Source organism: Kitasatospora sp. NPDC059973, assembly GCF_042737525.1.
Classification (GTDB): domain Bacteria; phylum Actinomycetota; class Actinomycetes; order Streptomycetales; family Streptomycetaceae; genus Kitasatospora.
Window position 1 is genome coordinate 1 of sequence record NZ_JBHWUI010000063.1, and the last position, 14,526, is coordinate 14,526.

The 14,526-nt window shown below is 71.8% G+C and carries 10 protein-coding genes, 3 tRNA genes and 1 pseudogene; 6 read left to right on the top strand and 8 right to left on the bottom strand.

The window, feature by feature from the left end; genetic code table 11:
• The 8 genes and pseudogenes from ACFWA9_RS18720 to ACFWA9_RS18755 form a co-directional block, all read right to left on the bottom strand.
• Positions 1–146, bottom strand: a pseudogene (locus tag ACFWA9_RS18720) (ATP-binding protein); the annotation flags it as partial.
• On the bottom strand, positions 127–825 hold the full coding sequence (locus ACFWA9_RS18725) for a DUF742 domain-containing protein (protein ID WP_329489723.1): 699 nt from the start codon (positions 823–825) through the stop codon (positions 127–129). The gene ACFWA9_RS18725 and the pseudogene ACFWA9_RS18720, both read right to left, overlap by 20 nt.
• Positions 826–985: 160 nt before the next feature.
• On the bottom strand, positions 986–1,399 hold the full coding sequence (locus ACFWA9_RS18730; RefSeq protein WP_030057391.1) for a roadblock/LC7 domain-containing protein: 414 nt from the start codon (positions 1,397–1,399) through the stop codon (positions 986–988).
• Between the two features lie 10 nt (positions 1,400–1,409).
• Positions 1,410–4,889: a nitrate- and nitrite sensing domain-containing protein gene (locus ACFWA9_RS18735; RefSeq protein WP_380388336.1), complete on the bottom strand. Its 3,480-nt coding sequence runs from the start codon at positions 4,887–4,889 to the stop codon at positions 1,410–1,412.
• Between the two features lie 401 nt (positions 4,890–5,290).
• The gene (locus ACFWA9_RS18740; protein WP_329489725.1) at positions 5,291–5,869 is read right to left on the bottom strand and encodes an ATP/GTP-binding protein; all 579 of its coding nucleotides are present in this window, start codon (positions 5,867–5,869) and stop codon (positions 5,291–5,293) included.
• The gene (locus ACFWA9_RS18745; RefSeq protein WP_329489726.1) at positions 5,850–6,275 is read right to left on the bottom strand and encodes a DUF742 domain-containing protein; all 426 of its coding nucleotides are present in this window, start codon (positions 6,273–6,275) and stop codon (positions 5,850–5,852) included. The genes ACFWA9_RS18740 and ACFWA9_RS18745 overlap by 20 nt, the downstream gene beginning before the upstream one ends.
• A gap of 161 nt (positions 6,276–6,436) precedes the next feature.
• The gene (locus ACFWA9_RS18750; protein ID WP_030057391.1) at positions 6,437–6,850 is read right to left on the bottom strand and encodes a roadblock/LC7 domain-containing protein; all 414 of its coding nucleotides are present in this window, start codon (positions 6,848–6,850) and stop codon (positions 6,437–6,439) included.
• A gap of 10 nt (positions 6,851–6,860) precedes the next feature.
• A complete protein-coding gene (locus tag ACFWA9_RS18755) occupies positions 6,861–10,607 on the bottom strand; it encodes a nitrate- and nitrite sensing domain-containing protein (protein ID WP_380388338.1) in 3,747 nt (1,248 codons plus the stop codon).
• Between the two features lie 628 nt (positions 10,608–11,235).
• Between ACFWA9_RS18755 and ACFWA9_RS18760 the strand changes: the two genes are divergently transcribed.
• The 6 genes from ACFWA9_RS18760 to ACFWA9_RS18785 all read left to right on the top strand — a co-directional run bounded on the left by ACFWA9_RS18760 (position 11,236) and on the right by ACFWA9_RS18785 (position 14,490).
• A complete protein-coding gene (locus ACFWA9_RS18760; RefSeq protein WP_329489728.1) occupies positions 11,236–11,457 on the top strand; it encodes a hypothetical protein in 222 nt (73 codons plus the stop codon).
• A 218-nt stretch (positions 11,458–11,675) separates the two neighbouring features.
• Positions 11,676–12,476 carry a fumarylacetoacetate hydrolase family protein gene (locus ACFWA9_RS18765; RefSeq protein WP_329489729.1) on the top strand — a complete coding sequence of 267 codons (801 nt, stop codon included), beginning with the start codon at positions 11,676–11,678 and terminating at the stop codon, positions 12,474–12,476.
• Entirely contained in the window at positions 12,469–13,968 is a 1,500-nt protein-coding gene (gene gltX / locus ACFWA9_RS18770) for a glutamate--tRNA ligase (protein WP_380388341.1), read from the top strand. The genes ACFWA9_RS18765 and gltX overlap by 8 nt, the downstream gene beginning before the upstream one ends.
• A 210-nt stretch (positions 13,969–14,178) precedes the next feature.
• Positions 14,179–14,250 (top strand) — tRNA-Gln (locus tag ACFWA9_RS18775).
• A 65-nt stretch (positions 14,251–14,315) separates the two neighbouring features.
• Positions 14,316–14,388: transfer RNA gene (locus ACFWA9_RS18780), tRNA-Glu, on the top strand.
• Between the two features lie 26 nt (positions 14,389–14,414).
• Positions 14,415–14,490 (top strand) — tRNA-Glu (locus ACFWA9_RS18785).
• Positions 14,491–14,526: the final 36 nt, after the last annotated feature.

Below are 14,526 nucleotides of genomic sequence, written 5' to 3' on the forward strand. Positions count from 1 at the left end.
ATGACGGCTTCGGTGCGCAGGGGGTTGATCTCGGAGACGGCGCCGACGAGCGTGGTCTTGCCGACACCGAAGCCGCCGGCGACGACGATCTTCGCGGAGGTGGTGGCGCGGGTGGGGGCGGCCGCGTTAGAGCTTGCGAAGTCCACTGAGGACCCTTTCGAGCAGCGTGACGTCGGGCTGGTTTCCGGATTCGCCGCCGGAAGCGGGCTGGTGGATGGCGACCAGGCCGGCTTCGGCCAGGTCGGCCACGAGGATGCGGGCCACCCCCAGAGGGAGGGAGAGCAGCGCCGACACCTCGGCGACGGACTTGACCTCGGTGCACAAGGTGCAGATCCGCTGGTGCTCGGGGAGCAGGGTGGCCAGGCGCTGCGGGTCGACGTCGGCCGAGACGAGCGCCTCCAGCGCCAGCTCGTAGCGCGGTCTGGTCCGCCCGCCGGTCATCGCGAACGGCCGGATCAGCGGGCCCGAGTCGTAGTCGTCCTCGAACTCCTCGACGTACCCCGGCTCCTGGGCCGGCTCCTGGCCGGGACCGGAGTGGTGCCGGCCGGGCTGCGGGGCGGGGGCGGAGTGCCGGCCGGGGAGGTGGCCGTCCGTCCTGCCCGGGGCCGGCCAGCCGGCCGGGGGCGCGTCGTACGAGGGCTGCTGCCGGCCGTACTGGTCGTACTGCTCCTGCGGGTACGGCTGGCCGTACTGCTGCTGGCCGTACTGGCCGTACTGGCCGTGCTGCTGACCGTGGCCGGCGACGCCGGGTGCTCCGAAGGCGTCATGGCCCGTGCCAGGGTACGGAACGCCGTACTGGCCGCTGCGGTCGTCGGGCGGTGTCACGGTTCCTCTCCTCACAAGGTGCGGCGGTGCGGTGCGAGCTCCGGACGGGTCCGGAGCCGGTGGTGCGAAGGCCGTACAACGTCCGAACCCGAGCCCGCCGAAGCGGGCCCGGGACGGGCGTGGAGGTGCTTCGAATACCAGGACGGTATCCGACGAACCGTCAGTGCAGGAGACTGCCCTGGAGTTCTGCGCGGAGCGCGGGGGTGAGGACGGCGCCGGCGCGGTCGACGAGCAGTGCCATCTCGTAGCCGACGAGACCGATGTCGGAGTCCGGGGAGGCGAGGACGGCGAGGGCGGAGCCGTCGCTGACGGCCATCAGGAAGAGGAAACCGCGCTCCATCTCGACAACGGTCTGGTTGACCTCGCCGCCCTCGAAGATCCGGCTGGCGCCGGAGGTGAGGGAGGTGAGGCCGGAGGCGACGGCGGCGAGCTGGTCGGCGCGGTCGCGGGGGAAACCTTCGGACATGCACAGCAGGAGGCCGTCCGCGGAGACCACCACCGTGTGCGACACCCCAGGGGTGTTGTCCACGAAATTGGTGATCAGCCAGTTCAGGTTCTGTGCGGCCTGGCTCATCTGACTCAACTCAACGCTCCTGGTGGTTCGAGCCGCCGAAGAGATCGGTGCTGCGGTTCTGCTGTCCGTTGCCGGACGGGTCTACCTGATCGGGGTCGATCCGGAAGCTTCCGGTGTTGCCGGCGCTGCGGCCCTGCTCCACGCCGCGGCGCAGGTTGGTGAGCCGGCCGCGGACCTCCTCGGGGCTGCGGGAGACCTGCGGCCCGTCCTGCGGAGTGGGCTTGGCGTTGCCGGCCACCAGGTTCTGCTTGGGCACCCGCCGGGGCAGGCCGGACGAGGTGGTCCCGCCGGAGGCGGGCTCGCGCAGCTGCTCGGCACGCTGCCAGGCGCCGTCGTTGGGCGACTGCCAGGCGGCGCTGGTCGGGCCGGTCGGTCCGGTGGGACCGTAACCGCCCAGCGCGGACACCTCGTGTCCGCGCGGTTCGGCGGGCGCCGAGGTGTCCTTGGCGCCGGTGAACCAGTTCGGGGTCTCGCCGGTGTCCTGGCCGCCGCCCTGCTGCGGCGCGGCGGCGGGGCCGCCGCCGGCCAGCTGCTGGCCGGGGCGGCGCTGCGGCAGCCCGGACGGCAGGGTGGCGGCGGGCTGGGCGGACGGCAGGGCCGGCGGCTCCGGGGTGTACGGGTGGCCGGCCGGGGCCTCCTCGGCCCCGTACTGCTCGTCGGCGTAGCCGTCGTAGCCCGGGTACTGGCCGTACTGGTCGTCCTGGCCCTGGTTCTGGCCCTGGTTCTGGTCCTGACCGTACTGGTCGTCGCCGTAACCCTGCTGGGGGAACCGGCCGTAGGCGTCCTGGCCGTAGTCGTTCTGCCCGTACTCGGCCCCGGCGTAGCCGTCCTGGGCGTACCCGTCCTGGGTGTAGCCGCCCTGGTCGTAGCCGTACTGCTGGTCGGCGTAGCCGGACTGGTCGTAGCCCTGCTGGGGGTACTGGCCGTCCTGGCCGTCCTGGCCGTAGCCCTCGTCGTTGCGCCGGCCGTACGCCGGGTACTCCTCCTCGACCTCGGCGTCGAGCACCTGCCGCTCCTCCGGCCCGAGCGGGCCGGACTCCAGGGCCGCGCGGCGGACCTGGTCGAGCCGCTGCGAGCGCTGGACGGCCTCCAGGGCCGGGCTGAAGCCGCTGGACCCGGCGCTGCCGTTGCCGGTGAGGTGGTCGTCGAAGCCCAGCTCGGCGGCGCTGCGCGGCTGGTTCTGCTGGACCTCGGCGGCCCAGTCGGCCGCAGACGGCTCCTGCTCGGCGAAGATCCGGGAGACGGTGAACTGCTCCTCCGGCTCCGGGGCGGCGCCCATCTGGGTCAGGAACGGCGGGAGCATGACCAGCGAGGTGGTGCCCGCGGACTCGCCCGAGGGGCGGAGCTGGACGCGGACGTCGTGCCGCTGGGAGAGCCGGCCGACCACGAAGAGGCCCATGCGGCGGGAGATGGTGGCGTCGACGGTGGGCGGCTCGGCCAGCTTCTCGTTGATCTCGGCGAAGTCCTCGGCGGTGAGGCCGATGCCCTTGTCGTGGATCTCGACCAGCACCCGGCCGTCCGGCAGGCGGGTGGCGTTGACCAGCACCCGGGTCTGCGGGCTGGAGAACGAGGTGGCGTTCTCCAGCAGCTCGGCGAGCAGGTGGACGAGGTCGGTCACGGCGGCGCCGACGACCTCGGCCTCGGGGATGCCGGAGAGCTCGACGCGCTCGTACTGCTCCACCTCGGACGCGGCGGCGCGGAGCACGTCGACCAGCGGGACCGGGGTGTTCCAGCGGCGGCCGGCCTCCTCGCCCGCGAGGACGAGCAGGTTCTCACCGTTGCGGCGCATACGGGTCGCGAGGTGGTCCAGCTTGAAGAGGTTCTCCAGCTGGTCCGGGTCGGCCTCGTTGTTCTCCAGGTCGGTGATCAGCGCCAGCTGGCGCTGGATCAGGCTCTGGCTGCGGCGCGACAGGTTGGTGAAGATCGCGTTGACGTTGCCTCGCAGCAGGGCCTGCTCGGCGGCGAGCGCGACCGCCTGCCGGTGGACCTGGTCGAAGGCCCGGGCGACCTCGCCGATCTCGTCCTTGCCGTGCAGCGGGATCTGGCTGACCGAGGTGTCCACCCGGTCCGGGTCGGTCTTGGAGAGCCGCTCGACGAGGTCCGGCAGGCGGTGGTCGGCGATCTCCAGGGCGGCGTTGCGCAGGGTGCGCATGCCCAGGATCATCGAGCGGGCCACGTAGCCGGTGAGGACACCGGCGAGGACCAGCGCGGCGAGCACGATCGCCGAGTTGAGGATGGCGTCGTAGAGCGCGTTGTCCCGCAGGTCGGCGGCGTCGTTGAGGACGTCGTCCAGCAGCGCGACCTCGGTGGCGCGCAGGCTGGCGATGTGGGTGTTGGAGGCCTGCTCCCAGTTCTCCTTGGTCAGACCGGCGTCCTTGGCCTCCTTGTAGGCGGCGTCGGCGGCGGCCTTGCCCTTGGACTGGCCCTCGGCGGCGGCCTGCGTGTAGGCGGCGCCGAGGCCCAGCAGGCCCGTCATGGTCGGCACGCTGCCGTTCGGCATCCGGTACGCGGCGCGCTGGTCGGCGGCGGCCTGGGCGACCTGGGCGTCGGAGTAGCGCTGGGCGTCCTCGGGGGCGCTGCCGGTGTTGAACTCGGAGAGCGAGACCTGCTCCAGCTTCTGGGAGACCAGGAGCTGCTGGATCAGGTCGGCGTTCTCGTACCGGGTGGTGGACTGGGCCGAGATGCCGACCAGCAGGTGGAGCATCAGCGCGCGCTGGGTCGAGGCCGAGGCCTTGGCCAGCGACATGGCGTAGATCGCGCGGCCCTTGCTGGTGATGTTGCTGCTGCCGAGGCCGACCGAGTTGTCGTAGGCCAGCAGCGGCGCGATCATCGTCGAGTACGCGGACTGGGTCGCGGTGGCGAACAGCTCGGGCTTGTAGGCGACGTCGCGCAGGTGCGGGAGGAACAGCACCATGCTCTGGAAGGCCGCGTGCCGGTGGGGCAGTTCGGCGGACTTGTCGCTGGCGTCGTAGGCCGCGTTGTACGCCTTGAGCGCGGCGTCGGTGGTGGCGCGGGTCTTCGGGACGTCGCCGTTCGGGTCCTGGCCGGTCAGCAGGGGGCTGAGCGACTTGTCGCGCTCGTTCTCCAGCGCCTCGGCGAGTTCGGTGGCCGCCTTGGCGAGGCGGGCGGTCTTCTCGGCGCGGGAGGCCTTGACGTAGCCGTCGACCGAGGTGTTGACGCGCAGGCCGCCGAAGATCAGGCCGATGATGACCGGGATCATCAGGATGGCTATCAGACGGGCCGGCACACGCCAGTTCCGCGGCCGGAGGAAGTCGTACCGACCACCCTTGCCGCCGCTGCCTCCGTCGTCCGCCGAGCCACCGCCGCGGCGCTCCGTGGAGGCGGCCGGCGGCTTGGGGGCGGGGGCCGGGGGTCGCTCCTCGACCGGCGTGAACGCGGAGAATCCGGCCGGGTCCGTTGCGGTACCGTTCGGCTCGCTCTGGCGGGGCTCGGAGCGCCGCTGCGGGGCGACCTGCTGCTTACGCCTCACTCGACAACAACCTCTCGGCCGATTGGCGGCCATGGATCAATCCAGCGCTACCCCTGGCAGCGGCCCGCTGGTGGTGGGACTGCCGAAATGGATTTAGGGGTAGCTGGAATTTCAGCACGTGCAGGGATGGGGGACAAACAGGTGTCGATGGCGGCCTGCTGCGGAGCAATCCGGACATTAGCCGACATCGAGGGGCAAAACCGTGGTCTTCTGGCGCTGAGCGATGCTAATTCGCTACGCATGGTCACTGTTGATCACAAAATGCCTACCGAACTGTTATCCGCTGCTTATGTGGGGGTCTTGCGTGGGCCGCCGCGGCGACACCCGCGCCCTAGCCGCAGCTGCCCCGGTGCCCGACCGTGACGGCGGGGCACCGGGGCGTGCGACCTGCGGGTTCCCGCTCAGCGCAGGCGGGCGAGGAGGGCGTGTTCGACGAGGGTGATGAGGGCGCTCTTGGCGCTGTCGCGTCGTCGGGCGTCGAGGGTGATGACGGGGGTGTCGGGGCCGAGTTGGAGTGCTTCGCGGACTTCGTCGCCGGTGTGGGGCTGGTGTCCGTCGAAGCCGTTGAGGGCGACGACGAAGGGGAGTCCGCTGTTCTCGAAGTAGTCGAGGGCGGGGAAGCAGTCGGCGAGGCGGCGGGTGTCGACGAGGACGACGGCTCCGATGGCGCCTCGGACGAGGTCGTCCCACATGAACCAGAAGCGGTCCTGTCCGGGGGTGCCGAAGAGGTAGAGGATGAGGTCTTCGTCGAGGGTGATGCGGCCGAAGTCCATGGCGACGGTGGTGGTCGTCTTGCCGGAGACGTGGCTGAGGTCGTCGATGCCGGCGGACGCGGAGGTCATGACGGCTTCGGTGCGCAGGGGGTTGATCTCGGAGACGGCGCCGACGAGCGTGGTCTTGCCGACACCGAAGCCGCCGGCGACGACGATCTTCGCCGAGGTCGTGGCGCGGGTGGCTCCGTTAGAGCTTGCGAAGTCCACTGAGGACCCTTTCGAGCAGCGTGACGTCGGGCGTTCCGCCCGACTCGCCCGCGGCGGCGGGCTGGTGGATGGCGACGAGACCGGCCTCGGCAAGGTCGGCGACCAGGATGCGGGCGACACCGAGCGGCACGCCGGCGAGTGCGGAGATCTCCGCGATGGACTTGACCTCACGGCAGAGGTTCACGATCCGGGCGTGCTCGGGCAGCAGGCCGCCGGTCCGCTCGGCGGAGCTGGTGGTCGAGATCAGCGCCTCGATCGCGAGCTGGTACCGGGGCCGGGTGCGGCCTCCGGTCATCGCGTACGGGCGGACCAGCGGCTGCTGCTCGTAGCCGTCGGACTGCTGCCCGCCGTAGCCGCTGCCGTACCCGCTGCCGTACGAGCCGGCGGGTGTCGAAGGCGGGGTCATGGGTCCTCCTTGTGCTGCAGCCTTGGGCAGCCGGTTCCAGCTGGGGCGATGCCAGCTGAGGCGAAATCAGCTGCCTGAGGGTAGCTGAGGGTGAGGCGCCGGGCCTGGTCGGGTCAGGCCCGGCGGGGAGGTGGGACGGGTGGGGTCGCCGCTCAGGGCACTCAGTGCAGGAGACTGCCCTGGAGTTCTGCGCGGAGTGCGGGGGTGAGGACGGCGCCGGCGCGGTCGACGAGCAGTGCCATCTCGTAGCCGACGAGACCGATGTCGGAGTCCGGGGAGGCGAGGACGGCGAGGGCGGAGCCGTCGCTGACGGCCATCAGGAAGAGGAAACCGCGCTCCATCTCGACAACGGTCTGGTTGACCTCGCCGCCCTCGAAGATCCGGCTGGCGCCGGAGGTGAGGGAGGTGAGGCCGGAGGCGACGGCGGCGAGCTGGTCGGCGCGGTCGCGGGGGAAACCTTCGGACATGCACAGCAGGAGGCCGTCGGCGGAGACCACCACCGTGTGCGACACCCCAGGGGTGTTGTCCACGAAATTGGTGATCAGCCAGTTCAGGTTCTGTGCGGCCTGGCTCATCTGGTTCAACTCAACGCTCCTGGTGATCTGCGCCGTTGCCGTCGGTGCGGCCCCCGAAGCTATCGAATCCGGACTGCTGGGCACCATGCTGCGGGCCCGCCTGGTTGCCCTGGCCCGGGCCCTGGCCGGCCGCCTGCTCGGCGCCGACCCGGCGGCCCTGCTGGATGCCGCGGCGCAGGTTGGTGAGCCGGCCGCGGACCTCCTCGGGCGCACGGGACACCTGGGGGCCGGTCAGCGGGGACGCCTCGGCGGTACCGGAGACCAGGTTGGCCTGCGGGGTCCGCCGGGGGAGACCGGACATGGTGACGCCGCTGGTCGAGGGCTCCCGGACCTGCTCGGCCCGGCGCCAGCGCTCGTCGTTCGCGGACGGGCGCCACGGCGCGTCACCCGGCCCGCCCGGCCCGCCCTGCGGGGCCTGCTGCGGCTGGCCCTGCTGGGGGGCCTGCTGCTGAGCCTGGTGGGGAGCCTGCTGGGCGTGCTGCTGCTGGGCGTGCTGGTGCTGCTGCGGGGCCTGCTGGTGCTGGCCCTGCTGCTGGACGCCGGGCGCACTGGTCCCGGGCCGACGCGGCTGGTACTGACCCGCCCGCGCCGCCTCGGCCTGCTCGGCCGACTCGAAGATCGGCGCACCGCCCTGCGGGCCGCCGTCGGACGGACCGGTCGGCAGCGCCATCGGCTCCTGGCGGACCGGCTCGGGGCGGAGCTGCTCCTGGCGGACCGGCTCCGGACGCGCCGGGTTCGGCAGCACCGGCTCGACCAGACCGAGGCCGAGCGGGTCACGCGGGTCGATCTCGCTCGCCTCGAAGCGCGGCCGGGCGAACTGCGCGGTGCTCTCCATCGACGAGGGCTCGGCCGCGGGGAGCGGCTGGGCCTGCTGCGGCGGGAGCTGCTGCTGCTGCCGCTCGCGCTGCGGTGCGTCCGGGCCGGGGCGCTGCGGACGGCGCGGACCCTGCGGGCCCTGGCCGCCGGGGCCGCCCTGACCCTGCGGTGCCTGGCCCTGCGGTGCCTGACCCTGCGGTGCCTGGCCCGGCTGGCGGCGCTGCGGCAGACCCTCCTGCGGGCGGTTGCCCGGGCGGGCGCCCTGCGGCGCGCCCGGACGGCCCGACTGGTCGGCCCAGCCGTGCTGCGGCTGCTCGCCGGTCCGGGGGCCCGGACCGCCGGCGAAGTCCCCGCCGGGGCGCGGCCGCTCCTGGCCGGGGCGCCGGCCCTGGCCCTGCTGGCCCTGGCCCGGCTGACCCGGACCGGGCTGGCCCTGGCCGGGCTGCTGCTGGCCGCGGCGCGGCAGCGCACCGGGACCGCCCTGCGGCGGAGCCTGCCGGCCCGCACCGCGCTGCGGCAGACCGCCCTGCGGGTTCTGGCGGGCCTGCGGGGCCTGCTGGCCCTGCTGCTGACCCTGGGGGGCCTGCTGGCCCTGCGGCTGGCCCTGGAGCGACTGGCCGACCTGGCGGGTCGGCAGCGCGCCGCCGGCCCGTCCACCGGGGCCGCCCTGGCCGCCCGGAGCACCGGGACCGCCCTGGCCGAGCTGCGGACGGCCCTGCGGGGCACCGCCCGCCGGACCCTGGCCGAGCGCGGCCGGGCCGCCGTTCGGGCCGCCGGCCGGACCGCCGGGCACCTGGCGCTGCTGGCGCGGCGTCGGGGCGACCCCGCGCTGCTGCTTGGCCTGCGCCGAACCGGGGCGGGCCGGAGCCCGGCGGTCGGCGGAGTTGGTGACGTCCACCGGGAGCATGACCAGCGCGGTGGTGCCGCCGGAGTCGCTGGGGCGCAGCTGGATGCGGATGCCGTGGCGCAGGGACAGGCGACCGACCACGAAGAGGCCCATCCGGCGGGAGACGGAGACGTCCACCGTCGGCGGGTTCGCCAGGCGCTCGTTGATGTCGGCGAGGTCGTCGGGGCTGAGGCCGATGCCGGTGTCGTGGATCTCGACCAGCACCCGGCCGTCCGGCAGGGCGTGGCCGGTCACCCGGACGCGGGTCTGCGGGCTGGAGAACGAGGTGGCGTTCTCCAGCAGCTCGGCGAGCAGGTGGACGAGGTCGTTGACGACGCGGCCGGCGACCTCGGCCGACGGCACGGTGGCCAGCTCGATGCGCTCGTACTGCTCCACCTCGGAGGCGGCGGCGCGGAGCACGTCGACCAGCGGGACGGGGCGGGTCCAGCGGCGGCCCGGGTCCTCGCCCGCGAGGACGAGCAGGTTCTCACCGTTGCGGCGCATACGGGTCGCGAGGTGGTCCAGCTTGAAGAGGTTGGCCAGCTGGTCCGGGTCCGCCTCGCGGCTCTCCAGCTCGGAGATGAGCGACAGCTGGCGCTGGATGAGGCCCTGGCTGCGGCGCGAGAGGTTGGTGAACATCGCGTTGATGTTGCCGCGCAGGAGGGCCTGCTCGGCGGCGAGGCGGACGGCCTCGCTGTGCACCATGTCGAAGGCGTGGGCCACATGGCCGATCTCGTCCGCGGAGTCGATGCCGACCGGTTCGACGGTGACGTCGACGTCGTGCGGGTCGCTCTCGGACAGCGTCTTGACCAGCTCGGGCAGTCGCCGCTCGGCGACGTCCTCGGCCGCGGACTGCAGCCGGGTCAGCGAGCGCACCATCGAGCGGGCGATCAGACCGGCGCCACCGAGGGCGACCAGCAGCACCAGCGCGACGGCGGCACCGATGATCAGGGCCTCGGTGTCGGCGGCGGACTGCAGCTCCTGGGCCTTGCCGTCGAGGTCCTCGATCAGCTTCGACTCGATCCGCCGCTCGGCGGTGATCTTGGCGGTGGCCTGCTCGTACCAGTCCTTGAAGCTGACCGGCTCGGTCTGGTGGATACCGCTCTGCTGGAGCACCGAGCGCGCGTACCGGTCGGCGGCGGCGACCACCGAGTTGTAGCTGAGCTGGCCGCGCAGGTTGTCCAGGTCGTGCGAGGTGTAGATGTTGTTGAAGCTGGTGAGCGCGTTGTCGTAGGAGGCGCGCAGCCGGATACCGAAGGACTCGTCGCTCAGGCTGAGGTCGGGGGCCTTGGGGTTGGCGAGCGCGGCGCTGATCAGGGCGCGCTGCTGCGAGGTGGCGTTCTTGGCCAGCGAGAACTGCTGGAGGGCGCGGGTGGCGCGGACCAGGTCGCGGTTGTTGGACGCGAGCGCGATGTCCTGGGTGATCGACAGCAGGTCTCGGATGATCACGTCGTAGGCCGTGATCGTCGACTGGATGTTCTGGTTGTTCTGGTACGGGGTGTTGCGCGCGTCCGAGATCGAGTTCAGGTCCTTGCGGATCTGGAACAGCAGCGCCTTGCCGCCGGAGAGCTCCAGGTTCTCGAACTTGTCCGAGGACGCGGTGAAGGTCCGGCTCAGGTCGTCGGTGATCTTGCGGGCGTTGACGATGTCGTCGTCGAGCGGGGCGTTCGGCTCGTGGGTGATCGGCCCGGCGCTGATGTCCCGCTCGGTCTGCAGGGCGTCGGCGAGGTTGGTCGCCTTCTTCGCCAGGTCCGAGAGGTTGGCCATCTGGGCGAGCTGCTGCGAGGCCTCGAGAGAGGTCTGGATGCGCAGCCCACCGAGCACGAGGGCGACCAGCACCGGGAGCGCGAGCAGCGCGATGAGGCGGGTACGGATCCGCCAGTTGCGCATCGCCAGCCGGCTCATGCCCTTGGCCCGTCGGCGGGTCAGCGTCTTGCGGAGCTTGCCCCGGGCCGATTTCCGGTCCTGTTCGGCGTCGTCCTCCGGGCGGCCGACCGCCTCGGGTGCCGGCTCGACGGGGCCGCCGGGCACCGCCGCCTGCTGGGGTGGTGCCACGGGCTCACGCGACTCCGGGTCACCCGCGGCGCCGCTACCCCTTTTGAAACGTCCCTGCACTGGCGTCGCAACCTCTGGACCGGGCGTCCCGCCGCGTCGCCGCAGCCTGGACGGTGTGGAGTTTCCATCCGCACCCCGGCCGGTCCGGGAGAGCGGGCACCGGGGTGGACTACTCCCTACCCACGGTCCGTGGCATTCCAGCACAGCCGGGGAATCCCAACAAGGGCCGCCAGGGCGAGTGGGGCCACACTACCGACCGCGCGCGCGATTTCACTGACTGTGCGGTAACCGGACCGGAATACCGCCTTTTTCGGACACTTGCCGGATACATGCCAACCGGACCCGAGATCAACGGGAGGTGCAGAGGTTCCCGAATGCCCGATATGCGGGACTTTGTCGGCGAAACTTGATGAAGCGATATGTCGGATATCGGAGAATTGCTCTTCAATTTGTGAGCAAAATCACAGCACAATGTGTAGCTTTGGTCACGGCGGCTGTGGAAAGAGATCCGTAACCTTGCTGTCTCCGGCGCACGGCCTCGATCAGCCTGCCCAGAATCTCCCCGAATCACTCAGGCCGGTGCCGCGCCACGTCGACGCGCCGGTCGCGACCCCGAGGTGCTGACGAGATGTCCCAGGCGAACACGGCCGCCACCAGTCCCGAGCTCTCCAGCCGTTCCACGGCGAACCCGCGCCGGACGACGCTGGCCTCGGTCGAGGACTTCAGCGGGATCCCGGGCGCCCGCCGGGCCGAGCACGTGGCGACCTACGCCACCGAGCTGCCCACCAACACGGCCAACCCGCGCCGCACCCAGCTGATGGTCGCCCCGGCGGTGGCCCCGCGGAGCTGACACCCCGCACGAACCCGGAAGGCGCCGCACTCGCGGCGCCTTTCGGTTTGCTCCCGCCAGGTCGGGCGCAACCGCGCTGAACAGGGGCAAAGCGGTCGGGGGAGGCCCCACGCGATAGCCTGGTCGACGATTGAGCGGGGCCGGGCCCACACGGGCGCGGCGCCCACCAGCGCCCGGGCGCGCCCCGGGCGGCCGACGAAGCGAGGGGTAGCCCAGCCGTGCGCATTGCCAGGTTTTCCGTCCGGGAGGGGAGCCCTGCCGCCGGCACCGTCTCCTTCGGTGTGGTCGAGGGTGACCCGGCGCAGCCCGAGTCCCTCGTGGTCCACGCCCTGGCCGGCCACCCGTTCGGGCAGCCCCAACCCACCGGTGAGAGCTACCGCTTCCAGGACGTGCGGCTGCTCAGCCCGATGCTGCCGAACAAGATCGTCGCGGTCGGCCGCAACTACGCCGCCCACGCGGCGGAGCTCGGCCACGACGTCCCGGACGTCCCGCTGACCTTCTTCAAGCCGTCGACCTCGGTGATCGGCCCGACCGAGTCCATCGCGTACCCGCCGTTCTCCTCCGACGTCCACCACGAGGCCGAACTGGCCGTGGTCATCGGCCGGATGTGCCGCGAGGTCCCGCTGGACCGGGTGCCCGAGGTGATCTTCGGCTACACCTGTGCCAACGACCTCACGGCCCGCGACATCCAGCAGCGCGAGGGCCAGTGGGCCCGCGCCAAGGGCTTCGACACCGCCTGCCCGCTCGGCCCGTGGATCGAGACCGACCTCGACCCGAGCGACCTCGCCGTCACCTGCACGGTCAACGGCGAGCTCCGGCAGGCCGGCCGCACCTCCCAGATGGTCCGCTCGGTCGCCGAGCTGATCGTCCACATCTCCGAGGCCATGACGCTGCTGCCCGGCGACGTCATCCTCACCGGCACACCCGCTGGGGTGGGCCCCCTCAACGTCGGCGACGCGGTCGCCGTCTCCATCGAAGGCATCGGCACTCTCACCAACAAGGTGATCAAGCGTGGCTAACACTGACCCGAGCGTTCGGGTTCGCTTCTGTCCGTCCCCGACCGGCAACCCGCACGTGGGCCTGGTCCGCACGGCCCTCTTCAACTGGGCCTTCGCCCGCCACAACGGCGGCACGATGGTCTTCCGGATCGAGGACACCGACTCCGCCCGCGACTCCGAGGAGTCGTACCGGCAGCTGCTCGACGCCATGCGCTGGCTCGGCTTCGACTGGGACGAGGGCCCGGAGATCGGCGGCCCGCACGCGCCGTACCGGCAGTCGCAGCGGATGGACATCTACGCGGACGTGGCCCGCCGGCTGCACGAGGCCGGCCACGCCTACCACTGCTACTGCTCCACCGAGGAGCTCGACGCCCGCCGCGAGGCCGCCCGCGCGGCCGGCCGCCCGTCCGGCTACGACGGCCACTGCCGGGAGCTGACGGACGACCAGGTCGCCGTCTACAAGCTGGAGAAGCGCGAGCCGATCCTGCGGTTCCGGATGCCCGACCGCACCATCGCCTTCGACGACCTGGTGCGCGGCACGCTCAGCTTCGAGCCGGAGAACGTGCCCGACTACGGCATCGTCCGGGCCAACGGCGCACCGCTCTACACCCTGGTCAACCCGGTCGACGACGCCCTGATGGGCATCACCCACGTGCTGCGCGGCGAGGACCTGCTCTCCTCGACCCCGCGCCAGATCGCGCTGTACGCGGCGCTCGCCGAGATCGGCGTCGGCGACGGCAGCACCCCGCGCTTCGGCCACCTGCCGTACGTGATGGGCGAGGGCAACAAGAAGCTCTCGAAGCGCGACCCGCAGGCCTCGCTCAACCTGTACCGCGAGCGCGGCTTCATCCCCGAGGGCCTGCTCAACTACCTGTCGCTGCTCGGCTGGTCGCTCTCCGCGGACGACGACATCTTCTCGGTGGAGCAGCTGGTCGAGGCGTTCGACATCGCCGACGTCAACGCCAACCCGGCCCGCTTCGACCTCAAGAAGTGCGAGCACATCAACGCCGAGCACGTGCGCCGGCTGGCCCCGGAGGACTTCGTCCGCCGCCTGGTGCCGTACCTCCAGGCGCCCGGTCTGCTGCCGGCCGAGCCGACCGCCGAGCAGCTGGAGCTGCTGGCCAAGGTGGCACCGCTCACCCAGGAGCGGATGGTCGTGCTGAGCGAGATCGTCACCATGGCGGGCTTCCTCTTCGTCGACCCGGCGGACTTCACGCTCGACCCGGACGACGCCGCCAAGGTGCTCACCGCCGACGCCCGTCCGGTGCTGGAGGCGAGCATCAAGGCGCTGGAGGAGCTGGCGGACTTCTCGCCCGAGCCGATCCAGGCCGCGCTGCGCGCGGCGCTGGTGGACGGGCTGGGCATCAAGCCCAAGTTCGCCTTCACGCCGCTGCGGGTGGCCGTCACGGGCCGCCGGGTGTCCCCGCCGCTCTTCGAGTCGATGGAGCTGCTCGGGCGCCCCGAGACGCTGCGCCGGCTGACCGCCGCGCTGGCCGCCGTCCCGGCTGCCTGAGCACCGCCACCGGCGGCCGCGGGCCGGGTTCTGACCTGGCCCGCAGCCGCCCCGGCCGCGGCCTGGGCTTATCGATTTTGGACCGGGGCCGGACGTCGGGTAATGTTCTTTCTGCGCCGCCCGGGAGGGAACGGACGAGGGAGCGAAACCCCGTCGGGACCGAGCGAGGGGCGCAACGCCTGAGAAGGGCCCGCAGGGGTTCAACTCTGGTGGGGTATGGTGTAATTGGCAGCACGAGTGATTCTGGTTCATTTAGTCTAGGTTCGAGTCCTGGTACCCCAGCGCAGTACAGGCACTGTCGGCTCCGTCGCAGTGCAGGCACCACCGCAGTACAAACAAAGATCCAAGCCCCCGTTGTGTAGCGGCCTAGCACGCTGCCCTCTCACGGCAGTAGCGCCGGTTCGAATCCGGTCGGGGGTACTGATCCCGCAAGGGATCGCCAGGATGCCCCCGTTGTGTAGCGGCCTAGCACGCTGCCCTCTCACGGCAGTAGCGCCGGTTCGAATCCGGTCGGGGGTACCAGAGCATTAAGCCGGTGGGCTTGCCCATCGGCTGAAT